The following is a 25,204-nucleotide window of genomic DNA, read 5'->3' on the forward strand; positions in this document are numbered from 1 at the left end:
CCACGAGTTTTCGAACCCGGCCCTGGCCGGTATCATCACCCCCCTTTGCCGCCTAGCCTCAGGGGAGCCCCATGCCGATACTCCACAGCATCATCCATCGCATCGATCTGGCCGGCGAACAGCCGGCCCGGCTGGTGGCGGCGGAGGCCGAGGCCACGCCCTCCCCGGCCCTGGACGAGCTGCTGGCCGGGGTCAACAGCGCCTACCACGGCAAGACCAAGGCCTGGGGGCATTTCGGCGCCGGCAGCCGCACGGCGACCGCCCTGGGCGCCTACCTGGACGGCGCGACGGACTTCATCAGCGTCAGCCGCGAGCTGGCCCAGCGCCTCACCGAGATGCTCGGCGAGCACCTCTCGGTGGGCGGCCACCTGCTGCTGGCCCACTACCGTCACGGCGATGCCGAGTACCTGAGCCTGGCGCTGCTACACCATCGCGAGGGGCTGGGGATCGACCCGGACGGCGCCATCGTCGCCGCCAACCAGCTCAACCTGGCCCAGCTGTCGCTGGCGGCGCGTCTCGATATCCGCCAGTGGCGCGCCGAGACGCCCTCCCAGCAGTACCTCTCCTGGCTGCGTGACCGGGGCGGCAAGAAGTTCGCCGAGGCCTTCGCCGAGCTGCTCGGCGCCGAAGAGGGCATCGACGCCGGCGGCGAGACCCGCACCCTGCTCAAGGCCTTCAGCGACTACGTGGAGCAGGAGGACCTCGCCGACGACCAGGCCCGGGAGAAGACCGAGGCGCTGCTCGACTACGCCAGCGACCAGGCCCGTCGCGGCGAGTCGATTCGCCTGGAGGAGCTCGCCGAAGTGGTCGACGACCACGACTCCAAGGCCTTCTACGAGCATATCCGCCATCTGGATTACGGCCTCTCCCCGGAGATCCCCCCGGACAAGAAGGCCCTCAACCAGTTCCGCCGCTTCACCGGCCGCGCCGGCGGCGTCTCGATCAGCTTCGACTCCCACCTGCTCGGCTCCAGCGTGGAGTACGACGAGGCCAGCGACCGGCTGATCATCAAGCAGGTGCCCAAGCAGCTCAAGGAACAGCTCAAGGGACGCTGAGTCGGCACGACCCCGCTGGCGGTCGATCCGCGTCGGTCGCAGGTCGCTGCCCTTAGAAGAGCCCCTAGCGCGGTTAGAAAAGCCCCAGCTGACGGTCGATCAGGGCATCGAAGTCGTCGCCGACGAAGGGCAGGATGGCGTCCGCCACCGGCTTGAGCTGGCGGCTCAGGTAGTGGTCGGTGTCGATGGGCGAGTGCCGCGCCTCCAGGGGCTCGGGGCCGGCGGTGGTGATCACGTAGCGGATCCAGCCGCCGTTGCGGTATTGGGGTGGTCGGCCCAGGCGGGCGTTATGCTCGTCGGCCAGCCTAGCCGCGCGTACCTGGGGCGGCACGTTGCGCCGGTAGTCATCGAGGCGCCGACGCAGTCGCTTGCGATAGACCAGCCGATCGTCATCTTCCCCCGCCGCTAGCCGCGCCACGCAGTCTCGGATGGTGTGAGTGACCACCTGGCGCACATAGTCCCGGTAGGGCTCGCCGGTGAAGACGCGGCGGTAGAGCTCGCGCTGGAACGCCTGGGCCAGCGGCGTCCAGTCGCTGCGTACCGTCTCCATGCCCTTGAAGACCACCCGCTCCTCCCCCGTGGCGTCGCGCACAAGGCCAGCGTAGCGCTTCTTGCTGCCCGCCTCGGCGCCACGAATGGTGGGCATCAAGAAGCGCCGGTAGTGGGTCTCGAACTGCAACTCCAGGGCGCTCTCCAGGCCCAGCTCCTCGGCCAGGTGGTGGCGCCACCAGTCGTTGACATGGGCCACCAGGCGCCGCCCGAGGGCCGCCGCCTCGGCCTCCTCGAAGGCTCGCCCCAGCCACACGAAGGTGGAATCGGTATCGCCGTAGATCACCGTATAGCCCTCGGCCTCGATCAGCTCCCGGGTGCGGTGCATGATGGCGTGGCCGCGGCGGGTGATCGACGAGGCCAGTCGGGCATCGAAGAAACGACAGCCCTTGGAGCCCAGCACCCCGTAGAAGCTGTTCATGATGATCTTCAGGGCCTGGGAGAGCGGCGCATTGCCATCGGCCTTGGCGGCCTCGCGACCGGCCCAGACCCGTTCGACGATGGCCGGCAAGGCATGCTGACGGCGCGAGAAGCGCCCCCCCAGGTAGCCGGGCACGGCGTCGGCTTCCTCCTTGGCGGCGATCAGCCCCACCGGGTCGATCAAAAAGGTGCGGATGATCGACGGGTAGAGGCTCTTGAAGTCGAGCACCAGCACCGAGTCGTAGAGGCCGGGGCGAGAGTCCATCACGAAGCCGCCAGGACTCTCCGCCGCCTGCCCCTCCCCCAGGTTAGGGGCCACATACCCCAGGCGGTGCATGGCCGGCAGGTAGAGGTGAGTAAAGGCGGCCACCGAGCCGCCGCTGCGATCGGCGGGGAGCCCGGTGACGCTGGCCCGCTCGAGCAAGAAGGCCAGCAGCTCGGTCGTCTCGAAGATACGCGTGACCAGCTCGCAGTCCTTGAGGTTGTAGCGGGCCAGCGCCGGCTTGTCCTCGGCGAAGCGCCGTTCGATCTCCGCGAGGCGCTGATAGGGATTATCGACGGCCTTGCCCTCGCCGAGCAGGGTCCGCGCCACATGCTCCAGGCTGAAGGAGGCGAACTGCCAGGTGGCGCCGCGCAGGGCCTCGATGCCGTCGACGATCAGCCGCCCGGGGGCAGAGACGAAGTGGTAGTTCTCCTGGCTGCCATGGGCGCGCCACTCCAGTGCCGTCCCCTCGCGTCCCAGGCGCAGCGGCACGCCCAGGGCCTCGGCATGCTTCTGGAGGAGGCGCAGGTCGAACTGCACCAGGTTCCAGCCGATGATCACGTCCGGGTCGAACTCGGCGAACCAGGCATTGAGCCGCTCCAGCAACTCACTGCGGCTGGCGCAGTAGTCAAGGGCGAAGTCGAGCTCCGCTGCGGCCTCGCCATTGGCCGGCCCCAGCATCAGTACCCGGCGCTCGGCGCCGCTCTCCAGGGCGATGGAGTAGAGCTCGCCGCGGCCGCTGGTCTCGATATCCAGCGACACCATGCGCAGCGGCGGGCGGTAGTCCGGGGCGGGACGCAGCCGGGCATCCATCAGGCCGCCCTCACCATCCGGGGTGCCGGAGACCTCCACCGGGGCGGTGATAAAGCGCTCCATCAGGTAGCGCTCCGGGGGACGGATATCGGCCTCGTAGCAGTCGACCCCGGCCTCGCGCAGGCGGCGCACCAGGCGCTGCAACTGGCGATACTGGGGGCAGTAGAGGCCCACCACCGGGCGCCGCTGGAAGTCACGCAGCGCGAGGGGGCGGAGTTCGGCCTCGCCGGCCGGCACGCTCGACAACAAGGACTCGGCCAGGTGGCGCTGACCGGCGGGCAGGAAGGCCACCGAGGGCCGGGGCGCCAGGGTGACCCTCAGGGGGCCCTCATCGGTGGCCAACCAGAAGCCGACCCGAGTGCCCTCCGCGTCATCGTCCCAGTGCCGTGTCAGCAAGAAGCCCTGCCGTGTGATCACCCCTGCCCCCTTCGCATCGCTTTCGGGCCATTCTAGCGCCAAGTCACCTGGGGCGGGATGGCGGGTCAGGCCAGATGCGGCCTGAGCCACTGGGCCAGTTGGGCCGGCGGCATCACTCCGGCCTGGCGCGCCACTTCGCGGCCCTCGCGGAACACCACCAGGGTGGGAATGCTGCGGATGCCGAAGCGCCCGGCCAGGACCTGCTGCGCCTCGGTGTCCAGCTTGGCGAAGCGCATCCGCGGCTCCAGCTCCCGGGCCACCTGGGCGAAGATCGGCGCCATCGTCTGGCAGGGGCCGCACCAGCCGGCCCAGAAGTCCACCACCACCGGCAGCTCGCTGCGTGCCACCAGGGCAGAGAAGTTGTCGGCGGTCAGCGCCACCGGTTCGCCGGTGAACAGCGGCTGCTTGCACTTGCCGCAGCGTGGCGCATCGCTCAGGCGGGTCCGGCTGACGCGATTGACGGCATGGCAGTGAGGGCAGCCCAGGGTCAGGGCATCGGACATGGGAGTCTCCGGAGCGAAATCGGCCTAAGGTCCCCCCAAGATGGGGGCGAGGCCCCCCGGCCTCAAGTCAGCATGCCCCCCAGGCAGGCAGACGATGCCCTCGGGGCAGAATAGCGGCGGCGCGAACTCGCCGGGGTAGCCACCAGGATTGGCCACCACCCGGGTACCGCGACAGACGAGGTCCACCGGCTCATGCACATGGCCATGCAGCCACAGCGCCATGCGCCCCATCAACCGCTCCAGGTGCGAGGCGAAGGCCGGCGAGAGCGGGTCACCCCGATAGCGGGGCGGGATGCATTGGGCCAGGGGGGCGTGATGACTGATCACCACGCAAGGGCCGGCCCAGGACTCGGCGAGGCGCGCTTCGAGCCAGGCCAGCGCCTGGCGATGCAGGGCACGGCTCGCCGCCGGGGTAAAGGCCGCGCCGGCGGGCTGCTCGATCACCTGGAAGTCCGGCATCAACCGGCACGCCTCGCGTTCGGTATGCTCGGGATCCTGGCACGGATCGTCGGCATAGAGCGCGAAATCGGTCCATAGGGTGGTGCCCAGGAAGCGGACCCCCTCCAGGATCACCTCATCGTTATCGAGCAGGTGAATACCGAGTCGCCGCGCCTCGTCGCGCAGCTCCCGACGCAGCGTCGGCATGCAGCTGCCATAATACTCGTGGTTGCCGGGCACATAGAGGATCGGCTGGTCGCGAAATCGGTCCGCGGCCCAGGCCAGCCCCTGCCCCTGGGCATGGATATCGCCGGCCAGCACCACGACATCCGCCGCCACCGGCGGGAGCTCCCGGCCTTCGTCGAAGTGTTCCAGGTGCAGGTCGGACAAGACCCGTAGACGCATCAATGACCTCCCATGTTGATACGGCGCCCGACTCCTTATGACTCGCGGGCGGCAAAGGGACACACCGCCCTGAGGAAAGCCTACGCCGGCCGATAGTGCACCGCCAGCCAGACGCTGTCACGCTCCGGCGTCGTCCAGGCAACCCGGTGACGCCGATGGGCGGGGATCAGCAGATGGTCGCCCGGCAACAGGTGGCGTATCTCGCCGTCCTCGAACTCCAGGTGCGCCTCGCCGGCCAGCAAGGCGACCCATTCGTGATCGGCCTGGTCATACCAGCCGGAGACATGCCCGCGGGAGACGATACGCTCCACCCGCACGCCCTGACCCCGGGCCAGCTCCTCGACGACTTCCTCGGGGAGCACCTCGGCTGGTGAGGCAAATAGGTTAGCGGCCATGTCCCCTCCACCAAAGTCGGATTGTTCGCACCGCTCAGGCTGTCATGATGCAGCCATAGCGCGAGGACAACCAATAACAACAAACGTCACCATAACAAGCGTCGCGGCAATAACAAGAATAAGATACGCAATAAAAAAGGCCCCCCGAAGGAGGCCAGGTGGAGCACGCCAGCTCACTCTGTGTATCGCCATCTCTGGCGATGTCGCGATTCGTCACTCTCTTCTCGTTGTTCTTGCTCCTGGACGCCCCGCGTCGATTCCGTTATCAGCGTCTTGCCCTTCGGCCCTCTTCCCGTGGCCGGGGTCTCTGCTTGCCATACCCTATACGAAATCCGTGCCACCTACCTTACAAAACCTTTATAATCAGCCACTTACACAACCCTTCATATCCCGGGCGGCATCTGGCCAGGCGACCGATCTCGCTCTGCCGCACCACTAAGGGGCTTTTTCGCCTTGAACTGCCTCATCCTTGTGCATCACTCTATCGCTGACCTCATCCTTGGTGATATTTCCTGACTTTAAGCAGGAGTCTATGTAGATCGGCACTCGCTTAATCCCCCTGTCGGGACATCCATCCGCCCGGGGAGTTGATGGAAAGACTTTCCATAACGCATTATGGCCGGCACCTTTATCGTGCCGGAGACCTCACCATGCCCCTTCCCCGCCTCGGTTTTATCGGTATCGGCCTGATGGGCGACCCCATGACTCGCCGCCTGCTGGCGGCCGGCTTCCCTGTCAGCGTCTGGAACCGCTCCCCTGCCAAGGCCGAGCCACTGAGCGAGGCCGGCGCCCACATCGCCTCCTCCATCGCCGAGCTGGTCGCCGAGGTCGACGTGATCATGCTCTGCCTGGCCAATACCGGCGTGGTGGAATCGGTGGTCTTCGGCGAGGAGGGCGTGGCCGCCCATGGCCGCCCCGACCAACGCCTGATCGACTTCTCCAGCAGCGACCCGGCGGCGACCCGCGACTTCGCGGCTCGCCTCCAGGCCGCCTGCGGCATGGCCTGGGTGGATGCCCCGGTCTCCGGCGGCGTGGCCGGCGCCGAGGCGGGCAGCCTGGCCATCATGTGCGGCGGCAACAGCGACGCGGTGGAGGCCTGCCGCCCGCTGATGGCGCCGCTGGCCGCCCGGGTCACCCATATGGGTCCGGTGGGCGCGGGCCAGGTCACCAAGGTGTGCAACCAGATGGTGGTGGGCTGCCAGGCGGCGGTGCTGGCCGAGATGGTGGCGCTGGCCGAGGCCAGCGGCGTGGATGCCACCCGCCTGACCGAGGCGCTAAGCGGCGGCTTCGCCGACTCCAAGCCGTTCCAGATCCTCACCCCACGCATGGCCGCGAGCGACTTCGCCAACCCGCCCTGGCACCTGCGTACCCTGCTCAAGGACCTGGACATGGCGGTGGCCCAGAGCCAGCGTGCCGGCAGTGCCACCCCGATGAGCGGCCTGGCCGCCCAGCTGATGCGCGCCCAGGCCAGGCGCGGCCACGCCGAGCACGACCCGGCCATCCTGGTGAAGGCCTATCGGGACTGAGCCGACGCCAATTGCCTCCGTGATGTCATGCCCCGCTGCACGGCCCAGGCGGGGCCCTTTTTGTCGATTGTCCCCCTCCGCGACCTTCCGTACACTTGTTTGATCTTCAGTGACCCCTTTCGACGAGCGAGACAGCCATGGCATTCGCGGGAACCTCCACCTACGTGGCCACCGAGGCCCTCAAGCAGGCGGTCAATGCCGCCGTGACCCTCCAGCGCCCCCTGCTGATCAAAGGCGAGCCGGGCACCGGCAAGACGCTGCTGGCCGAGGAGCTGGCGGCCGCCCTCGATACCCGCCTGATCACCTGGCATATCAAGTCCACCACCAAGGCGGCCCAGGGCCTCTACGAGTACGACGCGGTGAGCCGCCTGCGCGACTCCCAACTGGGGGTGGAAGGCGTCGAGAACGTCGCCAACTACATCAAGCCCGGCAAGCTGTGGGAGGCCTTCACCGCCGACGAGCGGGTGGTCCTGCTGATCGACGAGATCGACAAGGCGGACATCGAGTTTCCCAACGACCTGCTCCAGGAGCTCGACCGCATGGCCTTCCATGTCTACGAGACCGGGGAGACCATCCAGGCCCGCCACCGGCCGATCATCGTCATCACCTCCAACAACGAGAAGGAGCTGCCCGACGCCTTCCTGCGCCGCTGCTTCTTCCACTACATCGAGTTCCCCGACCGGGAGACCATGCAGGCCATCGTCGATGTGCATTTCCCGGAGATCGCCCCGCGCCTGGTGAGCGAGGCCCTGGAGGTGTTCTTCGAACTGCGCCAGGCCCCGGGGCTCAAGAAGAAGCCTTCCACCTCGGAGCTGGTCGACTGGCTGAAGCTGTTGATGGCCGACGACCTGGCCCGGGAGGCGCTCTACCAGCGCGACCCGGCGAAGGCGATCCCGCCGCTGGCCGGGGCCCTGGTCAAGAACGAGCAGGATACCCAGCTGCTGGAGCGGCTGGCCTTCATGCTGCGTCGCAAGAGTCGCTGAGCCATGTTTATCGGCCTGTTCGAGACCCTCAAGCGCGCCGGGGTACCGGTATCGCTGCGCGAGCTGCTCGACCTCCATGCGGTGGTGGAGCACGGCGTGGTGTTCGCCGACATGGAGGCCTTCTACCAGGTGGCGCGCACCGTCATGGTCAAGGACGAGCGTCACTTCGACCGCTTCGATCGCGCCTTCGCCGCCTGGTTCGAGGGCCTCGAGAACCTGGATGCCGCCATCGAGGCGCTGATCCCCGACGACTGGCTGCGCCGCGAGTTCGAGAAGCAGCTCACCGAGGAGGAGAAGGCGCAGATCGAGTCCCTGGGCGGGCTCGAGAAGCTGATCGAGACCTTCAAGCAACGTCTCGAGGAACAGAAGGAGCGCCACGCCGGGGGCAACAAGTGGATCGGCACCGGCGGCACCAGCCCCTTCGGCGCCTACGGCTACAACCCGGAGGGCATCCGCATCGGCCAGGAGGGCTCCCGCCACCGCCGGGCCATCAAGGTGTGGGATGAACGGCGCTTTCGCGACTACGACAACTCCCTCGAGCTCGGCACCCGCAATCTCAAGATGGCCCTGCGAAGGCTACGCCGCTTCGCCCGCCAGGGGGCCGCGGAGGAGTTCGACGTGGACGCCACCATCCGCGAGACGGCCCGGGACGCCGGCCTGCTCAATGTGCAGCTGCGCCCCGAGCGGCATAACGCGGTGAAGGTGCTGCTGCTGCTCGATGTGGGCGGCTCCATGGACGACCATATCCGCACCTGCGAGGAGCTCTTCTCGGCGGCCCGGGCCGAGTTCAAGCACCTGGAGCCCTACTACTTCCATAACTGCCTCTACGAGGGGCTCTGGCGCGATAATTCACGCCGCCATAACGAGCGCATCCCGACCCGGGACGTGCTGCACACCTACGGGCGCGACTATCAGGTGGTGATCGTCGGCGATGCGGCCATGTCGCCGTTTGAGATCACCCACCCCGGCGGCAGCGTCGAGCACTTCAACGACGAAGCCGGGGCCGTCTGGCTCAAGCGCCTGGTAGAGGCCTTCCCCCGCCTGGTGTGGCTCAACCCCATGCCGCCCCGGGCCTGGGAGTTCACCCACTCGACCCAGCTGATCCGCGAGCTGATCGAGGATCGCATGTACCCCCTGACCCTGGCGGGGCTGGAGGAGGCGATGGGCGAACTGGCCCGCTGAGGCTCGCCGGAGCCGGCACGATATAATCTATGCAGGTTATTATTGTTAAAAATAACCCGTAGGAGCTATATTCAGGGCGAACGCCTGCCGTGAGCCCGCCGCAGGCCCCGCTCGGGAGATAGCCATGCCCCCCACCATTGCGGTCATCACCGGCGATATCATCGCCTCGCGACGACTGGGGCCCGCCGAGCGGCTCTCGGCGGTCCTCGATCACGGCCTGTCCCGCCTGGCCTCACGCTTCGGTGCGGTCAGCGAGCGCTACCGGGGCGACGGCTTCCAACTGGTCCTGCCCCAGGCCTGGCAGGGCGTGACCGCCGCCGTGCTGCTGCGCGCCGAGCTGATTCGCCACTCCCGGCCCCGACAGCGCTGGGACGCCCGCCTGGCCATCGCCCTCGGACACGACGACCAGTGGCGGGACGACTCGCGACTCGCCGAGGCGGGCTCGGCACCCTTCGTGGCCTCCGGCCAGGCGCTCGACGCCCTGGACGGCGATCACCACCTGGCCCTGCGGCTGACATCGGACGACTCGCCCTGCCTGGCCCTGCTGATGCGCCACCTGGACGCCATGATCGATGGCTGGACCCCCGCCGCCGCGGAGGCCATCGCCGAGCTCCTGTGTCATGCTGAGTCCCAGCAGGCCCTGGCCACGCGGCTCGGCATCAGCCAACCCGCGGTCCACAAGCGCCTGCGCACGGCACACTGGCCGCTGCTCCAGGAGACCCTGAGCTACCTGGAGCGGCGCCTCAAGGAAGAGAGCGAGGCCCCATGACCCGCCCCGAATCCCTGCTGCTGGCACTCTGGCTGGCCCATCTGATCGGCGACTTCCTGCTCCAGCCCCGCGCCTGGGTCGAGGAGCGCTATCGCCTGGGGCACCGCTCGCCCCACCTCTGGCAGCACGCCCTGGTGCATGCGGCCCTCACCTTCGCCGTGCTGGCCATCGCCGCCGCCCATGACCCCCAGCGGGGAGCGCTGGCGGTGCTGTTCGGCGTCCTGACGGTGGCGGCCAGCCACTGGCTGATCGACCTGGCCAAGTCACGACTCCCCCCGCAGCATCTGGGCTGGTTCCTCCTCGACCAGGCCCTGCATGGGCTGGTGCTGCTCGGCCTCTGGCTGGCCTGGATCGGCAGCTGGCAGCCCCTCGGGGCCGCCGTCGCCTGGCTCGCCACGCCCCGGGTGCTGGGCCTGGCCTGCGCCTATCTGCTGGTCTCGCGCCCGCTCTCCATCGCCATCGCTCTGGTGATGCGACGCTGGAGCGACCAGCTCGAGGCCACCGGCACCCTGGCGGCGGCGGGAGCACGCATCGGCATGCTGGAGCGCTTCCTGGTGCTGACCCTGGTACTGCTCGACCAGCTCACCGCGGTGGGTTTCCTGCTGGCGGCCAAGTCGGTGCTACGCTTCGGGGACCTGCGCGAGGCCCAGGACCGCAAGCTCACCGAGTATGTGCTGCTGGGCACCCTGCTCAGCGTCGCCTCGACCCTGGCCCTGGGCCTGACCCTGCGACTGCTGTTGGAGAACTGAGCCGATGTGGCGACCGCTGGTGGCACTCCTTGCCACGCCCCTGCTGTTGGCCGGCTGTGCCGCGCCCGCGCCGCTTGAGTCGCGCGACGGCTACCTCGTCGATCACACCCATGTCGCCCCCTCCCATAACAGCCGGGTGCGCCACCTGGTGATCCATTACACCAGCAGCGACGAGGCCCGCTCCCTGGCGGTGCTGACCGGCCCCCATGTCAGCGCCCACTATGTGCTGCCGCTCCCGGCCCGCCGGCACGGCAGCGAGCCGTTGGTCTACCAGTTGGTGGACGAATCGCGGCGCGCCTGGCATGCCGGCGCCAGTGCCTGGAGGGGACGCACGCACATCAACGACACCTCCATCGGCATCGAGATCGTCAACCGGGGGCCCGACCGCAGCTTCGCCGCGGTGGAGGCGGCCCTGGACGCGGATCCCGAGGCGGCGACTGCCATCCACTGGGCCCCCTACCCCGAGGCACAGATCGACGCCCTGATCCATCTGGCCCGGGATATCATCGAACGCCATGGTATCCGCCCCACCGATGTGGTGGCCCACTCGGATATCGCCCCGACCCGCAAGATCGATCCGGGCCCGGCCTTTCCCTGGCGGGCCCTGTACGAGGCCGGCATCGGCGTCTGGCCCGAGGCGGACAGCCTGGCCCGCTACCGGGCCGACTTCGCCGTGGCCGCCCCCGACACCGCCACCCTGCAGCGAGCCCTGGCGGCCTGGGGCCATCCCCTGGAGGTCAGCGGCGAGCTCGATGCCCCGACCCGCGCCGTGCTGCGCGCCTTCCAGATGCGCTTTCGTCCCACCGACTATCGCGGCCGGCCCGATGCCGAAACCGTGGCGATCCTCTGGGCACTGCTGGAGCGCTACCGTCCGGCGGCCCTCGACACCCTGCCCCATCACGACTAAGGCTCGGGCTCTGGGGCTAGCCTCTACGCCGGGGCATCTCCGGCGGCGGCCCCCGGCAGGTAGTGGATGACGTCATGAAAACGCAGCGCCCCCTCCCCCAGGTTGCGCATCACATGGTGGCGGTCGGCATGGAAGCGTAGCCCCGCCCCGGGGGCCAGGCGCCGCTCCGCTTCGCCCGCCAGGGTCAGCCCCAGGGTGCCCTCCACCACCACGATATGCTCCACCACCCCCTGGGCATGGGGCGACGACTCGCTCACCGCCCCCGGGGCCAGCTCGATCTCGAACATCTCGAAACCCAGCAAGGGGTCGAAGGGAAACAGCACCCGGGCCTGCATGCCCGCGGCATCGCGCCCCCAGCGGGTCTCCCCCGCCGGCCCCTCCTCGACCCCCGCTCCCGGCGGGGCGAACAGCGACGAGAAGGAGACCGAGAAGCCGCTGGCGATCTTCCATAGCGTCGATACCGTGGGGCTCGATTCGCCCCGCTCGATCTGTCCCAGCATCGCCTTGCTGACCCCGGTGGCCTGGGCCGCGCGATCGAGGCTCCAGCCCCGCGCCTTGCGCAGGCCGCGCAGCCGGGTGGCGATATGATTGGCGATCTCCTGCATCAGGGCCTCCAGTGAGATTTATTCCCATTGTGCGCTATGACGCACAATGCTAGAGTGCCGGCATTGTACGCTATAACGCACAACCCGGGGAGAGGCCCCGCGTCAGGAGACATCGGCCATGCAACCGCAGACTCAGGTATTCGAGGCATCACGCCGCTCGCCATGGCGCGATCTTAGCCCCTCCACCGTCACCGCCGGCCTGGTGGCGGTCCTGGTGGGCTACGGCAGCTCGGCGGTGATCATCTTCCAGGCCGCCGAGGCGGCGGGCGCCAGCCAGGCAGAGATCGGCTCCTGGCTCTGGGCGCTGGGCATCGGCATGGGCCTCACCTCCCTGGGCCTGTCGTTGCGCTACCGCATGCCGGTACTCACCGCCTGGTCGACCCCCGGGGCCGCCCTGCTGGCCACCAGCCTGCCCGGCGTGCCCATGGAGGAGGCCATTGGCGCCTTTCTCTTCTCGGCGGCGCTGATCACCCTGTGCGGCGTTACCGGCCTGTTCGGCGCCCTGGTCAAGCGCATTCCCCCGGCCCTGGCCGCGGCGATGCTGGCCGGGGTGCTGCTGCGCTTCGGCATCGACCTCTTCGCCACCTTCGAGACCCAGTGGCCGCTGCCCCTGGCCATGCTGCTCGCCTATGCCCTGGGCCGGCGTTTCGTGCCCCGCTACGCCATCGTGCTGGTGCTGCTCACCGGGGTGGTGGTCACCGCCGCCCAAGGGCAGCTGCAACTGGACGGCATCGCCCTGGCCCCGACCCTGCCGGTCTTCACGGCGCCAAGCTTTTCGCTCTCGACCCTGATCGGCGTGGGCATCCCCCTCTTCGTGGTGACCATGGCCACCCAGAACCTGCCCGGCATCACGGTGCTGCGGGCCGCCGGCTACCCGGCCCCCAGCTCGCCGCTGATCGGCTGGACCGGCGCCACCACCCTGGTGCTGGCCCCCTTCGGCGGCTTCGCCCTCAACCTGGCGGCGATCAGCGCCGCGGTCTGCCTAGGCCGCGAGGCCCACGAGGACCCGGCCCGGCGCTATACCGCCGGGGTCGCCGCCGGCGCCGGCTACCTGGTGCTGGGGGTCTTCGGCGCCACCGTCACCGCCCTGTTCGCCGCCTTCCCCGCCGAGCTGGTGATGGCCCTGGCCGGCCTGGCCCTGCTGGGCACCATCGGTAACGGCCTGGCCGGCGCCATGGCGGAACCCGAGCAGCGCGACGCCGCCCTGGTCACCTGCCTGTTCACCGCCTCCGGGGTCACCCTGCTGGGCATCGGCGCCGCCTTCTGGGGCCTGCTGGCGGGAATGGCCATGCTGGGGCTGCACGCCTGGCGACGCTAGGGCCTAACACCACGTCGCCGGGAGAATTGGCGACGCTAGCGCGGCCTGCTAGGGTTCGGGCATTTCACCGGCCGCAGAGAGGCGTCATGACCGGGCTGACCTTGACCACCCGCCGGGGGCCGGCCATCGCCCCCCACCTGGAGGCCCTCGCCGGGCTGCGCATCCGGGTGTTCCGCGACTTTCCCTACCTCTACGATGGCGATCCCGCCTACGAGGCCGCCTACCTGGGGCGCTACGCCGAGAACCCGGCCAGCCTCTTCGTGCTGGCCTTCGACGGCGAGACCCTGGTGGGCGCCGCCACCGGCCAGCCATTGAGCGACGAGGTGGCGGAATTCCGCGCCCCCTTCGCCGCCGCCGGCATCACCCCGGAAACGGTCTTCTACTATGGCGAATCGCTGCTGCTGCCCGAGTACCGCGGCCGCGGCATCGGCAAGGCCTTTATGGCCGAGCGGGAGGCCCATGCCCGGGACGCGGGCTTCGCCCTCGCCGCCTTCTGTGCCGTGGAGCGGCCCGAGGATCACCCCCGCCGGCCCGCCGACTACCGCCCCCTGCATGGTTTCTGGGCGAGCCGCGGCTACCGCCGCCACGGGGAGCTCGCCACCACCTTCGCCTGGAAGGATCTCGGCGAGGCCGAGGAGAGCGACAAGCCCATGGTCTTCTGGCTCAAGGAGCTGACGTCATGACGGTCACGGTGGCCGCCGCCCAGTACCCCATCGATCGCTTCCGCCACTTCGACGACTTCGTGGCCAAGGCGAGCCGCTGGGTCAAGGACGCCGCCGACCGCGGCGCCGACCTGCTGGTCTTCCCCGAGTATGGCGGCATGGAGCTCACCTCCCTGCTCCCCGAAGCGGTGATCGGCGACCTCAGGGCCCAGCTCGAGGCGCTGCAGCCGCTGCGCGACGACGCCCTGGCCGTATGGCGCCGCCTGGCCATGCAGCATGGCGTTACCCTGCTGGCCCCCTCGCTGCCCTGGCGCCTGGCCGATGGCCGCTACGTCAATCGCGCCTGGCTGATCACCCCGGACGGCCGCCTGGGCCACCAGGATAAGCAGATCATGACCCGCTTCGAGAACGATGAGTGGGGCGTGTCCGCCGGCGATGGCCTGCGCCTCTTCGATACCCCGGCGGGGCGGCTCGGCGTGCTGATCTGCTACGACAGCGAGTTCCCCGACCTGGCCCGGGCCCTGGTCGAGGCCGGCGCCGACCTGCTGCTGGTGCCCAGCTGCACCGACACCCCCGCCGGCTACCATCGGGTGCGCCTCTCCGCCCAGGCCCGCGCCATCGAGCAGCAGGTGGCCATCGTCCACTCCCCCACCGTGGGCGAGGCGCTCTGGTCACCGGCGGTGGATATCAATACCGGTCACGCTGCCGTCTACACCCCCTGCGATCACGGCTTCCCGCCGGACGGCATCCTCACCCGGGGTGAGGACGCCACCCCGGGCTGGCAGCTGGCCCGCCTCGATCTGCCGCTGATTCGCGCCCTGCGCGAGCAGGGCCAGGTCAATAACTACCATGACTGGGCGCTGCAACCGCAGCGCCTCGCCCTGGGCGTCCAACGGGCGATGGGCGCCGGGGACAAGGCGTAGCGAGGGTTTTTTGCCATGGAAGGCAAAAGTAGCGCCCAGGGAAGGGTTTACAGCGCCTCGCGAAGGCTTGTTGCCGGACCAGCTCATCGCTATCACGTCGGTCCGGTAAAACAATCTCCACCACTGAAACGGCATTCTCTACCAACCGCACCGACGTTTTGCCGCCACCCCGGCTTGCCGTACAATGCGCGACAAAGACGCTGCGAGTCGCAGCCCCGCCTGTCAACGCTTCGAAGGATACGCCCAAGCCATGCGCGCCAGTGAACTCCTGATGTCCACCCTCAAGGAAACGCCCAACGACGCCGAGGTGGTCAGCCACCAGCTGATGCTGCGGGCGGGGATGATCCGCCGCCTCACCTCCGGCCTCTACACCTGGCTGCCCCTGGGCCTGCGCACCCTGCGCAAGGTGGAGCGCATCGTCCGCGAGGAGATGGACCGGGCCGGCGCCCAGGAACTGCTGATGCCGGCGGTGCAGCCCGCCGAGCTGTGGCAGGAGTCGGGCCGCTGGGAGCAGTATGGCCCCGAGCTGCTGCGCCTCAAGGATCGCCACGACCGGGACTACTGCGTGGGCCCGACCCACGAAGAGGTGATCACCGACCTGGTGCGCCGCGAGCTCAACAGCTACAAGCAGCTGCCGGCCAACTTCTACCAGATCCAGACCAAGTTCCGCGACGAGATCCGCCCGCGCTTCGGGGTGATGCGCTCCCGGGAGTTCATCATGAAGGATGCCTACTCCTTCCATATCGATGAGGCCTCCCTGAAGCAGACCTACCAGGCCATGTACGACGCCTATGTGCGGATCTTCACCCGCCTGGGCCTGGGCTTCCGTCCGGTACTGGCCGACAGTGGCGCCATCGGTGGCGACCGCTCCCACGAGTTCCACGTGCTGGCCGACTCCGGCGAAGACGCCATCGTCTTCTCCAGCGACTCCGACTACGCCGCCAATATCGAGAAGGCCGAGGCGCTGCCGGCGCCGCTGGGCAGCGACACCCAGCGCCCCGCCCCCGGCGAGGAACTGCGCCTGGTCGATACTCCGAATGCCAAGACCATCGCCGCCTTGGTGGAGCAGCATGGCCTGCCCATCGAGAAGACCCTCAAGACCCTGATGGTCAAGGGTAGCGAGGGCGGCCTGGTGGCCCTGCTGGTGCGCGGCGACCACGAGCTCAACGAGATCAAGGCGGAGCACCTGCCCGAGGTGGCCGAGCCCCTGACCATGGCCACCGAAGAGGAGATCCGCGCCGCGGCGGGGGCCGGCCCCGGCTCCCTGGGCCCGGTGGGCCTCGAGATGCCGATCATCATCGACCGCTCGGTGGCCCTGATGAGCGACTTCGGCGCCGGCGCCAATGTGGACGGCAAGCACTACTTCGGCATCAACTGGGAGCGCGACCTGCCCCTGCCCAAGGTCGCCGACCTGCGCAACGTGGTGGAGGGCGACCCCTCCCCGGACGGCCAGGGCACCCTCTCCATCAAGCGCGGCATCGAAGTGGGCCACGTCTTCCAGTTGGGCAAGAAGTACTCCGAGGCGATGAACGCCACCGTGCTCGGCGAGAACGGCAAGGGCACCCACCCCTGGATGGGCTGCTACGGCATCGGCGTGACCCGGGTCGTGGCCGCCGCCATCGAGCAGAACCACGACGCCAATGGCATCATCTGGCCGGATGCCATCGCCCCCTTCCATATCGTCCTCGTACCGATGAATGCGCATAAGTCACAGCGCGTGCGCGACGAAGCGGAACGCCTCTACACTGAGCTCACGGCCCGGGGTTACGATGTGTTACTCGATGACCGCGATACCCGGCCGGGGGTCAAGTTCGCCGACCAGGAGCTGATCGGCATTCCGCACCGTCTGGTGATCGGCGATCGGGGCCTCGACAAGGGAGAACTCGAATACAAGGGGCGTCGCGATGAAGAGGCCACCATGGTACCCGCCGATAGCCTGCTCGATTTCCTGGCCGAGGCGATTCGCCGCTAGGCGTAACTGGTTGCCCCTGCTGCTGGGCGGGGGCTTGCTGCTGGCCCCCCTGGCCCAGGCCGAGCGGGTGCCGGCTAGCCTCACCCACACCCTGGAGGCGGTGCTCGAGGCCCCCCGCTCCGCCGAGGCGGTGTGGGCCTCCCGGCAGTGGATCAATGCCATGGAGCCCCGCCTGGCCCGCTTTGTCGGTGATGCCGATCTACGCCAGCGGCTGCTGGAGCGGGTCTATCACGAGGCGGCCCTGGCGGGACTCTCGCCGGAGCTGGTCATGGCGGTGATCCAGGTGGAGAGCGCCTTCAATCCCGAGGCGATCTCCCATGCCGGGGCCCGCGGCCTGATGCAGGTGATGCCCTTCTGGGTCGACGAACTGGGCCGCGCCCAGGACGACCTCCTCGATCCCTGGCTCAACCTGCGCTACGGCTGTACCATCCTGGCCCACTACCTGGCCGCCGAGCACGGCGACGTGACCCGGGCCCTGGTGCGCTACAACGGCAGCCACGGCGAGACCTGGTATCCGGAGCGAGTGATGCGCGCCTGGCTCGGCCACTGGCGTGCCCCCGGCCTGGATGGCGTCCCCCGCGACACCGCCCAGCGCTAGGGCGCGGATCGATAACGACACAATAAGGCGTCCGGCCCCATGGCGGAGAGTCTCGACCCCCCACTGCAAGCCCTCGATCGCGCCTATCGGGGCATTCGCGGCCAACTGCTCCTGGTGATCCTCGGCGCCCTGACCCTCAGCCTGCTGGTCCTGCTGTGGTCCGCCCAGGCCCAGAACGACCAGCAGGCCGAGCGCGACCTGGCCCGCCTGGAGAACCAGCTGGAACAGCTGGGCCGTCGGCTGAGCGGCCAGGTGCTGGACTACGCCCTCTGGGATGTCAGCCATATCGAAGTGCATCAGCATGGTTCCCTGGATCCCGCCTGGCTAAGCCAGGAGCTGGGCGGAGGCCTGCACGACAACCTGGCCATCGACCTGGCCATGCTGATCGCCCCGGATGGCAGCATCGACTACGCCATGCATCTCGGCGCCCCCTGGCAAGTCGCCACCCGCCCCCCCCATCCGCTGCCGTCGCCGACGCCTCGAGAGGCCCAGGTGGGCTACGCTCGCTGGCAGGATCAGCTGGTCCTGCTGGCCATCGCCGAGATCCGCCCCGAGAGCCCCGGGCTGACTCCCGCCAGCGCGCCCCACCGCTTGCTCTTCGCCCGCCACCTGGACGGCCGGCTGCTGGAGGACCTGCGACAGGCCACCGCCCTGCCCAGCCTGGCGCTGAGCGCGGAACCCCGCCTTGCCGCGCGGCTTGCCCTGACGGACGGCCAGGGACGAGAGCTGGGTTGGCTCCACTGGACTCCCCAGCGTCCCGGCCAATCGATCCTGCTCGCCGCCCTGCCCTGGCTGGGCGGGGTGATGTCGCTCTTCGCCCTGATCACCTTTGCGCTGTTCCGACGCCTGACCCGGCAGCTCGACCAGAGCCGCGCCATCGGCGAGGAGCTGCAGGCCACCCGCACGGGGCTGGCGGCCCAGCAGCAGGCCTGGCAGGCGCTGCGCACCCTCTACCGCCGCGGCAGCAACGAAGAGGAGTTTCTGGCCGCGGTGCTGGCCCATGCCGAGCGCCTGCTGGGCGCGGCCCGCATCAGCATCTGGCACCTGGAGCCGGAGACCCAGCGGCTGATCTGCCGCGCCAGCCTGGACCCCAGTCAGCGGGGCGAGGTCCTGGACATGGACGCCCTGGGCACCTATCGCCAGGCCCTGCAGCGAGGCCCCTATCTGGCGGTTTCCCGGGTCGAGACCGAGCCGCGGCTGGCGAAGATGCGCGACTATTTCCAGCACCATGGCATCGTCTCGCTGCTGGATATCGGCATCTTCGACGGCGGCGAGCTGCGCGGCACCCTGTGCTGCGAATCGACCCAGCCCCGCGAGTGGCGCAGCGAGGAGATCAGCGGCCTCACCGCCCTCTCCGGCCTGCTCTCCCAGTTCAGCGAGTCGCTGCATCGCCGGGTCGCCGAACAGCACCTCAAGCGGCGCCTGGAATTCGACGACACCACCGGCCTGCCCACCCTGCGCAAGCTGATGGCGGGACTGGCCAGGGAGGAAGGGGACTTCACCCTCGGCGTGTTGCGCATCAGCGGCCTGCACCGCCTCAACGAGACGCTGGGCTTCGCCGCCGGCGATCGGGCCCTACGCGAGCTGGTGCTCTTCCTGCGTCACTGGGGGGAGCACCATGCCCTGGACGCCCACCTGGCACGACTGCCTTCCAACCGCCTGGCCCTGGTGGCCAAGGGGCTGGATCGTGCGCGGGTGGAGCAGTTGGGCGCGGAGCTGCTCTCGGCCCTCAACGCCCAACGCTGGCTGGCCCCGAAGACCCCCTACCACCTGCGTTTCTTCCTGGGACTGGCCCGTTATCCCGAGGATGACCGCCAGCTCGACCGCCTGCTGCTCAAGGCGGAGCTGGCGGTCAAGCAGGCCCGCGAACATCCCTTGCAACCCCTGGCGCTCTTCGATCGCCGCTTCGGGCGCTGGATGCAACGTCAGGATCAACTCACCCAGCAGCTGCGTCAGGCCCTGCCCAGGCAGGAGCTGCGCCTGCACCTGCAACCGCAATTCGATATCGAGGGGCGACTGCGTGGCGCCGAGGTGCTGCTGCGCTGGCAGCACCCCGAGCTGGGCCTGCTGTCTCCGGCCGATTTCGTTCCGGTCGCCGAACGCAGCGGCCTGATCCGCCCCATCGGCGCCTGGCTGATGGAGCAGAGCCTGGCCATGCTGGCCGGTCCCTTGCGAGCTAGCGGGCTGCGGCTATCGGTCAACGTCTCGGTGCAGCAGCTTCACGACGACGCCCTGGTGGAACTGCTCGAGGCGCGGCTCGCCCATCACCGCATCCCACCGGGCCGCCTGGTGCTGGAGGTGGTGGAGTCGCTGCTGGTGGCACCGGGCATGGGGGCTCGCCTGGCACGACTGCGCGCCCTGGGCGTGGAGATCGCCCTGGATGATTTCGGTACCGGCTACTCCTCGCTACGCTACCTGCAGGAGCTCAGCGTCGACGAGATCAAGCTCGACAAGGCCTTTATCGATCCCCTGCACCAGGCCGAGGACGCCCCCCTGGCCCGTTCGATCATCGCCCTGGTGCGCACCCTGGGCCTTCGCCTGGTAGTGGAAGGGGTGGAGAGCGCCCACCAGGCCGACTTCCTGCATCGCCAGGGGGTCGACCTGCTGCAGGGCTACCACCTGGCCCGCCCGGAGTCACCCGAGACCTTCCTGAAACGTCTCGATGAGCGCACCGCCGCCCCGGAGGCGGATGCCTGAGGTACCGGGCCGACGACCCAACAAGAAAAAACCGGCCCGAAGGCCGGCGTAAATGGGGGTTTCCCCCCTTCCCCTGACGACTGGTGGAGCCGCGGCTCCGAAAACGTGGCGGTGGCTCAGGACTTCTTGTCGCCCTTGCGCTTGTGGTCGTGGATGATGAAGCCGACCCAGCCGGCCATGAAGGCGATCATCAGCCCGACGGTAACCAACCCGAAAATAACGGCATCGTCCCAGTACATGATCGTCTCTCCCGCCGTGAATGTATGGCTTCACTCTAGCGGCAGACGGGGAGGGGAGAACTGACCTGGATCAAGTCTCGGGGCGGGGCCCACCACCAGGCGGGACGAGGCTTGATCCAGGTCAGGTTTTGGCGCTGTCAGAGCACCTTGCGATCTTCCACGCTGCTCGCCTCGGTGCCCGGCGGCAGCGGATGGCCCTTGGCCAGCTCGGCGCGGGTCGCCTCACGGATCGCCAGCACCTCCAGGCGATAGCGCAGGGTCTCCCCGGCCAGGGGATGGTTGGTGTCGATGCGCACCCGGCTCTCGCCCACCTCGAGCACGGTGACGATCTGCGGTCCCGCATCGCCCTGGGTCTGGAAACGCATGCCGGGCGCCAGGTCGGGTACCGGGAAGGACGAGCGGGCCACCTCCTGCACCAGGGCCTCGTCGCGCAGGCCATAGGCCTCCGCTGGCATCAGGGTCACACTGAGGGTGGCACCCTCGCCCTGGCCATCCAGGGCGCGTTCCAGGCCGGCGACGATATTGTCGTGGCCGTGCAGGTACTCCAGGGGCTGCTGACGGGCCCGGGAGTCATCCAGCACCTGACCGTCGGCGTCCTCGAGGACATAGTGCAGGGTAACGACCCGCTGGGGGGCGATCTGGCTCATGGGTTCTCTCCTGTGGCGTCGCCGCCGACGCTCAAGGCTGGGGCTGAAGTTGGGCCACCGGCATCTCCAGGCGCTGCTGCCGGTGCAGCAGGTCGAGCAGCACGATGGCACGCTCCTCGCCCTTGTGGCGCTCGAAGACCGCGGTCAGGGCCTGGAAGGGCCCCTCGGTGATGGTCACCGGTTCGCCGGCGCGGAAGTAGTGGTTGGCCTGGGCCGCCTGCCGAGAGGCCCCCTGGCGCAGGGCCTCGATCAGGTCATCGTTCACCGCCAGGGGCTCGTCGCCGAAGCGAACCAGGCGCAGCACCCCACGGGTGGAGCGAATCGGCCGCCAGTTGCTGGCCAGCCGATCGAGGCGAATGAAGAGGTAGTGGGGAAACAGCGGCTCCTCGACCCAGGTGAGGCGGCCACGGCGCTTGCGCTGCACCTCCAGCACCGGGTGGAAGACCTCGTAGGCCTGATTGACCAGGTGCTCGGCGGCGCGGAAGGACTCCCCTCCCTTGCACTGGATCACGTACCAGCGGGCGGTTCCGGCCCTGGCGCGCTCATCGATGGCGTGGTGCATGACACTCCTGACTTGCCTGCTCGCCGCCCCTCACCAGAAACCCCGCAACGGCGGTTCCCTGGAGACGGCGGCTCTGTAACAATCGACCCTGGCCGCGGCGCCGGTCGGGACACCGGACGGCCCGTCGGCAAGTGGCCCAGTTTATCATCGTCGGCCGCCACTGTCCGGCCGTCACCGTTTCGCCAGGGAGAGCCTCCTCGATGCCCCAACCCACCGCCCACCGCAGCTGGCGCGATGCCCTCGCCATCTACCTGCGCGCGCCGGTCATTACCATGCTGTTCCTGGGCTTCTCCGCCGGCCTGCCCTTCCTGCTGGTCTTCTCGACCCTCTCCGCCTGGCTGCGCAGCGACGGCGTCGAAGTGGCCGCCATCGGCTTCTTCGCCTGGATCGGCATGCTCTACTCGATCAAGTTCTTCTGGGCGCCGGTGGTGGATCGCCTGGCCCTGCCGCTGTTGACCCGGCGCCTGGGCCAGCGCCGCGGCTGGATGCTGCTGGCCCAGCTGATGATCGCCTCGGGCCTGATCGCCCTGGCCAGCCTCGACCCGCTGCACAACCTGGGGCTGGTCGCGGCCTGCGCCCTGCTGGTGGCCTTCGGCAGCGCCACCCAGGATATCGCCATCGATGCCTTCCGCATCGAGTCGGCACCGGACGACATGCAGGCGGCCATGGCCTCCACCTATATCATCGGCTACCGGGGCGGCCTGCTGGCCGCCGGGGCCGGGGCCCTCTACGTGGCCGCGGCGGTCTCCTGGGAGGTCGCCTACCTGACCATGGCGGCCCTGGTGGGGGTCGGGGTGATCACCGTGCTGCTGCGCCCGGAGCCGGCGCGGTTGTCGCTGACCACCCAGCTGATCCATGAGCCCCGGGTGCGTGCCTTCCTGCGCACCAGTCGGGGACGCCCCAGGTGGCTGCGGCGACTGGGGGCCTGGCTGATCGGCGCCGTGGTCTGCCCCTTTACCGACTTCTTTACCCGCCACCGCCGCAAGGCACTCTGGCTGCTGCTGTTTATCGCCGTCTTCCGGATCAGTGACCTGGCCATGGCCTCCATGGCCAACCCCCTCTATATCGACCTGGGCTTCTCGCTCGCCACCATCGCCAATGTCACCAATGTGTTCGGCATCGCCATGAGCATCTCGGGCGGCCTGCTCGGCGGCCTGCTGGTGGCCCGCTACGGCATCGGCCCCATCCTGGTACTGGGGGCGGCGGCGGCCACCCTCACCAACCTGCTGTTCGCCGCCCTGGCCCTGGCCGGCCAGAGCCTACCCATGCTGGTGATGGCCATCGTCGGCGACAACCTGGCCAACGGCCTGGCCAGCGCGGTCTTTATCGCCTTCCTCTCCAGCCTGACCTCCAAGGCCTATACCGCCACCCAGTACGCCCTCTTCTCGTCGCTGATGACCCTGCCCGGCAAGTTCCTCAGCGGCTTCGGCGGCCTGGTGGTGGCTGCCGAGGGCTATGCCACCTTCTTCGTCATCGCCACGGCCCTGGGCCTCCCGGCGATAGCCCTGGCCATCTGGATCAGCCGTGACCGCAGCCTGGTACCGCCACCCGCGCCACGCGCCAGCTAGCCCCCGGGACTACCGCGCTCTCAAGACCGTCAAGACCGCCCTGGCCATCTGGATCAGCCGTGACCGCAACCTGGTACCGCCACCCGCGCCGCGGACCAGTTGAGCCACCGATAAAAACCGGAGGGCCGGCAGCTAGGCTGCCGGCCCTCCGGTCATGGGGGATATCGACCAAGCATCGGCTCAGCCCTTGCGCTGCTCCAGCAGCCAGGCCAGGGCGCCTTGAGTCGCCGCCCATTGGTCGCGCATCAGGGTGCGATACTGCCAGGCCTCGGCGCGGCTGCCCGAGGGCGGCGCCTGGTCGCTGGGCAGTGTCATGGGGCGCACCTTGTCGTCGCAGAGCATGGCCACCACATGGCCGTTGACGGCGACGGCCGCCTTCAATGCCTCGGTGGCCTCATCGAAGCGCTCCAGGCGTAGCAGCGCCAGCACCCGGCCCATCAAGACACCCAGCAGCGGCGTCTCCATGGGCACGTCGCTGACCTCCAGGGCCTGGGCATTGCGTCCCTCGCGAAGCAGCTGGTCGAGCACCAGCTCGCGCAGCCCCAGGCTATCCTCCGGGTCCAGGGCCAGCAGGCGCTCGGCCAGGCGTCGAGAGCGCTCCCGGGCGCCGCGCTCCATGCCCACCACCAGGGCCAGACCGCTGCGCAACAGCACGGCATTGTCGCCATCGTCCCAGGGCAGGCGTTCGCCCTGGCCATCGAGCTGGGTCAGCCAGCGCTCGAGACGCTCGGCCAGGGGCTCGAAGAGGCTCGGCGCCATCCACGGCAGGCTGCCGAAGCGACTGGTCAGCGCCAGGGCCAGGTCCTGGTGCACCCGAGGGCTGTCGAGCCACTCGGGGTGGCTGCATAGCTCGCTGAGCCAGGTCTCCGCTTCCTCCCAGGGGTCGGCCTCGAAGCCCAGTACCGTCTCTTCATCGACCCGGGTCGGGAAATGGGCCCGCCAGGCGGCATAGAGGGTATCCTCCCGAGCCGAGCTGGCGTAGACGATGGCGCCCGCCTCGCCCTGGGTGACGGCCAGCACCGGCGCCGTGGGCAGCTCCGCCAGCAGGCTCTGCAGGGCCACCAGGGGCCCGGCCAGGTTCTCCTCGGAGTTGACCATCTGCTCGGCCAGGGTGGCCCCGGGGTTCTCGGCCAGCTCGGCCAGGAACTCCAGTTGCTCCGGGTCCATGTCGCCCTGGCGAGCCAGGCGCCGCAACCAGAAGCGGGCGCGCTGGGCCGCCTCCTCCTCCTGCCCCTCGTGGAGCAGCAGCATCGCCTCGATATAGGCCAGGGTGGGCGAATCGGGGAGCGCCTGCTGGGCACGCACGAAAGCCTCCCGGGCGCTGGCCAGATCGTCGTTGTCCAGGTGCATCAGGCAAAGCCGCTCCAGGGCGACGCCGCGCAGGAACAGTGGTCCGCGATCGAGGACGGCGTCCAGCAGCGCCTCGCGCTTGCGCAGGAAGCCGCGCTCCTGGTAGAGGTCGATCAGCAGCTCGAAGGCGGGTTCCGCCTGTTCCGGCAACCGCGACCAGTCGCCCTGCTCGTCGAACAGCGATTCGAGAATCTGCTGGGCGCGCCCCCGTTGACCGCTCTCGGCGGCGATCAACCCCGACTCCAGCAGGGCCTGGGGCGGTGCCTTGCCGCTGGCCAGGGCCGCCTTGAGGGCGTCGCCCTTCCACTCCCGCAGCGAGAGCATCCACATCAGGTGGCCGGGCACCGGCCCCGGCACCTGGACGGCGCCGCAGCAGTGCTTGGTCTTGCGCCCGGAGTCGCACCAGCAGGGCTCGTTGCGCCCGGGGCGCGCCAGCCGCTCGCAGTCGAAATCGAGACGCGCCAGGGGCGTCTGGGACCACAGTTCCGGGGCCAGGGCCTGGGCCAGCGCCAGGTTGCCCCCCAGGCGGTCGGCGCCCTCGGTGCGGGCCCATCCCACCAGCGACGGATAGTGTTCATCGTCGCGAATCGCTGCCAGGGCGCCCGAGGCGTAGCCCAGCAGCTGCTCAACCCATACCGACAGCATGACAATCTCCGCCAGGAAAAGGGGCGTATTCTAGCACGTCGGGCC

At 69.0% G+C, this 25,204-nt stretch carries 23 protein-coding genes; 14 read left to right on the top strand and 9 right to left on the bottom strand.

All coding sequences use genetic code 11. The features are described from left to right. Window positions 1-71: 71 nt before the first annotated feature. Window positions 72-1,055, top strand: coding sequence for a nucleoid-associated protein YejK (yejK, locus tag IHD13_RS00375; RefSeq protein WP_195859045.1), 984 nt, complete (start codon window positions 72-74; stop codon window positions 1,053-1,055). A 73-nt stretch (window positions 1,056-1,128) separates the two neighbouring features. Here yejK and IHD13_RS00380 read toward each other — a convergent pair whose 3' ends face one another. The 4 genes from IHD13_RS00380 to IHD13_RS00395 form a co-directional block, all read right to left on the bottom strand. Further along, window positions 1,129-3,516 (bottom strand): DNA polymerase II, encoded by a 2,388-nt coding sequence (locus IHD13_RS00380; protein ID WP_195859046.1) that lies wholly within the window; start codon window positions 3,514-3,516, stop codon window positions 1,129-1,131. A 65-nt stretch (window positions 3,517-3,581) separates the two neighbouring features. Then, window positions 3,582-4,019, bottom strand: coding sequence for a thioredoxin TrxC (gene trxC / locus IHD13_RS00385; RefSeq protein ID WP_195859047.1), 438 nt, complete (start codon window positions 4,017-4,019; stop codon window positions 3,582-3,584). A gap of 24 nt (window positions 4,020-4,043) precedes the next feature. Further along, window positions 4,044-4,862, bottom strand: a complete 819-nt coding sequence (locus IHD13_RS00390; protein ID WP_195859048.1) for a metallophosphoesterase — start codon at window positions 4,860-4,862, stop codon at window positions 4,044-4,046. A gap of 80 nt (window positions 4,863-4,942) precedes the next feature. Further along, on the bottom strand, window positions 4,943-5,257 hold the full coding sequence (locus IHD13_RS00395) for a cupin domain-containing protein (protein ID WP_195859049.1): 315 nt from the start codon (window positions 5,255-5,257) through the stop codon (window positions 4,943-4,945). A gap of 650 nt (window positions 5,258-5,907) precedes the next feature. Between IHD13_RS00395 and IHD13_RS00400 the strand changes: the two genes are divergently transcribed. The 6 genes from IHD13_RS00400 (at window position 5,908) to IHD13_RS00425 (ending at window position 11,373) form a co-directional block, all read left to right on the top strand. Next, window positions 5,908-6,783: an NAD(P)-dependent oxidoreductase gene (locus IHD13_RS00400; protein WP_195859050.1), complete on the top strand. Its 876-nt coding sequence runs from the start codon at window positions 5,908-5,910 to the stop codon at window positions 6,781-6,783. A 137-nt stretch (window positions 6,784-6,920) separates the two neighbouring features. Beyond that, on the top strand, window positions 6,921-7,766 hold the full coding sequence (locus IHD13_RS00405) for an AAA family ATPase (RefSeq protein WP_195859051.1): 846 nt from the start codon (window positions 6,921-6,923) through the stop codon (window positions 7,764-7,766). A gap of 3 nt (window positions 7,767-7,769) precedes the next feature. After that, window positions 7,770-8,948, top strand: coding sequence for a vWA domain-containing protein (locus tag IHD13_RS00410; RefSeq protein ID WP_195859052.1), 1,179 nt, complete (start codon window positions 7,770-7,772; stop codon window positions 8,946-8,948). Window positions 8,949-9,072: 124 nt separating this feature from the next. Beyond that, window positions 9,073-9,717 (top strand): hypothetical protein, encoded by a 645-nt coding sequence (locus IHD13_RS00415; protein WP_195859053.1) that lies wholly within the window; start codon window positions 9,073-9,075, stop codon window positions 9,715-9,717. Further along, a complete protein-coding gene (locus tag IHD13_RS00420; protein WP_195859054.1) occupies window positions 9,714-10,466 on the top strand; it encodes a DUF3307 domain-containing protein in 753 nt (250 codons plus the stop codon). The genes IHD13_RS00415 and IHD13_RS00420 overlap by 4 nt, the downstream gene beginning before the upstream one ends. A gap of 4 nt (window positions 10,467-10,470) precedes the next feature. Beyond that, entirely contained in the window at window positions 10,471-11,373 is a 903-nt protein-coding gene (locus tag IHD13_RS00425) for a peptidoglycan recognition protein family protein (protein WP_195859055.1), read from the top strand. A gap of 23 nt (window positions 11,374-11,396) precedes the next feature. Here IHD13_RS00425 and IHD13_RS00430 read toward each other — a convergent pair whose 3' ends face one another. Beyond that, window positions 11,397-11,978 (bottom strand): helix-turn-helix domain-containing protein, encoded by a 582-nt coding sequence (locus IHD13_RS00430; protein ID WP_195859056.1) that lies wholly within the window; start codon window positions 11,976-11,978, stop codon window positions 11,397-11,399. 118 nt (window positions 11,979-12,096) lie between these two features. Here IHD13_RS00430 and IHD13_RS00435 point away from each other — a divergent pair, with 118 nt between their 5' ends. The 6 genes from IHD13_RS00435 (at window position 12,097) to IHD13_RS00460 (ending at window position 20,148) form a co-directional block, all read left to right on the top strand. Then, a complete protein-coding gene (locus IHD13_RS00435; protein WP_195859057.1) occupies window positions 12,097-13,296 on the top strand; it encodes a benzoate/H(+) symporter BenE family transporter in 1,200 nt (399 codons plus the stop codon). A gap of 86 nt (window positions 13,297-13,382) precedes the next feature. Then, window positions 13,383-13,979, top strand: a complete 597-nt coding sequence (locus tag IHD13_RS00440; RefSeq protein WP_195859058.1) for a GNAT family N-acetyltransferase — start codon at window positions 13,383-13,385, stop codon at window positions 13,977-13,979. Next, window positions 13,976-14,881: a carbon-nitrogen hydrolase family protein gene (locus IHD13_RS00445; RefSeq protein ID WP_195859059.1), complete on the top strand. Its 906-nt coding sequence runs from the start codon at window positions 13,976-13,978 to the stop codon at window positions 14,879-14,881. Before IHD13_RS00440 ends, IHD13_RS00445 begins: the two co-directional genes overlap by 4 nt. A 250-nt stretch (window positions 14,882-15,131) precedes the next feature. Next, the gene (locus IHD13_RS00450; RefSeq protein ID WP_195859060.1) at window positions 15,132-16,853 is read left to right on the top strand and encodes a proline--tRNA ligase; all 1,722 of its coding nucleotides are present in this window, start codon (window positions 15,132-15,134) and stop codon (window positions 16,851-16,853) included. Window positions 16,854-16,863: 10 nt separating this feature from the next. After that, window positions 16,864-17,451, top strand: a complete 588-nt coding sequence (locus IHD13_RS00455; protein ID WP_442786554.1) for a lytic transglycosylase domain-containing protein — start codon at window positions 16,864-16,866, stop codon at window positions 17,449-17,451. A 39-nt stretch (window positions 17,452-17,490) separates the two neighbouring features. Then, window positions 17,491-20,148, top strand: coding sequence for a bifunctional diguanylate cyclase/phosphodiesterase (locus IHD13_RS00460; RefSeq protein WP_195859062.1), 2,658 nt, complete (start codon window positions 17,491-17,493; stop codon window positions 20,146-20,148). Window positions 20,149-20,264: 116 nt separating this feature from the next. Here the strand turns inward: IHD13_RS00460 and ccoM are convergent, their stop codons facing one another. The 3 genes from ccoM to rfaH form a co-directional block, all read right to left on the bottom strand. Then, the gene (ccoM, locus tag IHD13_RS18360; protein WP_268246195.1) at window positions 20,265-20,387 is read right to left on the bottom strand and encodes a cytochrome c oxidase subunit CcoM; all 123 of its coding nucleotides are present in this window, start codon (window positions 20,385-20,387) and stop codon (window positions 20,265-20,267) included. A 137-nt stretch (window positions 20,388-20,524) separates the two neighbouring features. Next, window positions 20,525-21,034, bottom strand: coding sequence for an FKBP-type peptidyl-prolyl cis-trans isomerase (locus tag IHD13_RS00465; RefSeq protein WP_195859063.1), 510 nt, complete (start codon window positions 21,032-21,034; stop codon window positions 20,525-20,527). Window positions 21,035-21,065: 31 nt separating this feature from the next. Continuing rightward, window positions 21,066-21,596, bottom strand: a complete 531-nt coding sequence (gene rfaH / locus IHD13_RS00470) for a transcription/translation regulatory transformer protein RfaH (protein WP_195859064.1) — start codon at window positions 21,594-21,596, stop codon at window positions 21,066-21,068. Window positions 21,597-21,796: 200 nt separating this feature from the next. Between rfaH and IHD13_RS00475 the strand changes: the two genes are divergently transcribed. Continuing rightward, window positions 21,797-23,164, top strand: coding sequence for an AmpG family muropeptide MFS transporter (locus IHD13_RS00475; RefSeq protein ID WP_195859065.1), 1,368 nt, complete (start codon window positions 21,797-21,799; stop codon window positions 23,162-23,164). 180 nt (window positions 23,165-23,344) lie between these two features. Here the strand turns inward: IHD13_RS00475 and IHD13_RS00480 are convergent, their stop codons facing one another. Beyond that, window positions 23,345-25,159 (bottom strand): SEC-C domain-containing protein, encoded by a 1,815-nt coding sequence (locus tag IHD13_RS00480; protein WP_195859066.1) that lies wholly within the window; start codon window positions 25,157-25,159, stop codon window positions 23,345-23,347. Window positions 25,160-25,204 lie beyond the last annotated feature (45 nt).

The sequence above is a fragment of the Halomonas sp. 328 genome, from assembly GCF_015645095.1.
GTDB lineage: Bacteria > Pseudomonadota > Gammaproteobacteria > Pseudomonadales > Halomonadaceae > Bisbaumannia.

Excerpts from the sequence above, each read along its gene's own strand:
- yejK (WP_195859045.1), top strand. The coding sequence starts at position 72 with ATGCCGATACTCCACAGCATCATCCATCGCATCGATCTGGCCGGCGAA.
- trxC (WP_195859047.1), bottom strand. The coding sequence starts at position 4,019 with ATGTCCGATGCCCTGACCCTGGGCTGCCCTCACTGCCATGCCGTCAAT.
- IHD13_RS00390 (WP_195859048.1), bottom strand. The coding sequence starts at position 4,862 with ATGCGTCTACGGGTCTTGTCCGACCTGCACCTGGAACACTTCGACGAA.
- IHD13_RS00395 (WP_195859049.1), bottom strand. The coding sequence starts at position 5,257 with ATGGCCGCTAACCTATTTGCCTCACCAGCCGAGGTGCTCCCCGAGGAA.
- IHD13_RS00400 (WP_195859050.1), top strand. The coding sequence starts at position 5,908 with ATGCCCCTTCCCCGCCTCGGTTTTATCGGTATCGGCCTGATGGGCGAC.
- IHD13_RS00405 (WP_195859051.1), top strand. The coding sequence starts at position 6,921 with ATGGCATTCGCGGGAACCTCCACCTACGTGGCCACCGAGGCCCTCAAG.
- IHD13_RS00410 (WP_195859052.1), top strand. The coding sequence starts at position 7,770 with ATGTTTATCGGCCTGTTCGAGACCCTCAAGCGCGCCGGGGTACCGGTA.
- IHD13_RS00415 (WP_195859053.1), top strand. The coding sequence starts at position 9,073 with ATGCCCCCCACCATTGCGGTCATCACCGGCGATATCATCGCCTCGCGA.
- IHD13_RS00420 (WP_195859054.1), top strand. The coding sequence starts at position 9,714 with ATGACCCGCCCCGAATCCCTGCTGCTGGCACTCTGGCTGGCCCATCTG.
- IHD13_RS00425 (WP_195859055.1), top strand. The coding sequence starts at position 10,471 with ATGTGGCGACCGCTGGTGGCACTCCTTGCCACGCCCCTGCTGTTGGCC.
- IHD13_RS00430 (WP_195859056.1), bottom strand. The coding sequence starts at position 11,978 with ATGCAGGAGATCGCCAATCATATCGCCACCCGGCTGCGCGGCCTGCGC.
- IHD13_RS00435 (WP_195859057.1), top strand. The coding sequence starts at position 12,097 with ATGCAACCGCAGACTCAGGTATTCGAGGCATCACGCCGCTCGCCATGG.
- IHD13_RS00440 (WP_195859058.1), top strand. The coding sequence starts at position 13,383 with ATGACCGGGCTGACCTTGACCACCCGCCGGGGGCCGGCCATCGCCCCC.
- IHD13_RS00445 (WP_195859059.1), top strand. The coding sequence starts at position 13,976 with ATGACGGTCACGGTGGCCGCCGCCCAGTACCCCATCGATCGCTTCCGC.
- IHD13_RS00450 (WP_195859060.1), top strand. The coding sequence starts at position 15,132 with ATGCGCGCCAGTGAACTCCTGATGTCCACCCTCAAGGAAACGCCCAAC.
- IHD13_RS00460 (WP_195859062.1), top strand. The coding sequence starts at position 17,491 with ATGGCGGAGAGTCTCGACCCCCCACTGCAAGCCCTCGATCGCGCCTAT.
- ccoM (WP_268246195.1), bottom strand. The coding sequence starts at position 20,387 with ATGTACTGGGACGATGCCGTTATTTTCGGGTTGGTTACCGTCGGGCTG.
- IHD13_RS00465 (WP_195859063.1), bottom strand. The coding sequence starts at position 21,034 with ATGAGCCAGATCGCCCCCCAGCGGGTCGTTACCCTGCACTATGTCCTC.
- rfaH (WP_195859064.1), bottom strand. The coding sequence starts at position 21,596 with ATGCACCACGCCATCGATGAGCGCGCCAGGGCCGGAACCGCCCGCTGG.
- IHD13_RS00475 (WP_195859065.1), top strand. The coding sequence starts at position 21,797 with ATGCCCCAACCCACCGCCCACCGCAGCTGGCGCGATGCCCTCGCCATC.
- IHD13_RS00480 (WP_195859066.1), bottom strand. The coding sequence starts at position 25,159 with ATGCTGTCGGTATGGGTTGAGCAGCTGCTGGGCTACGCCTCGGGCGCC.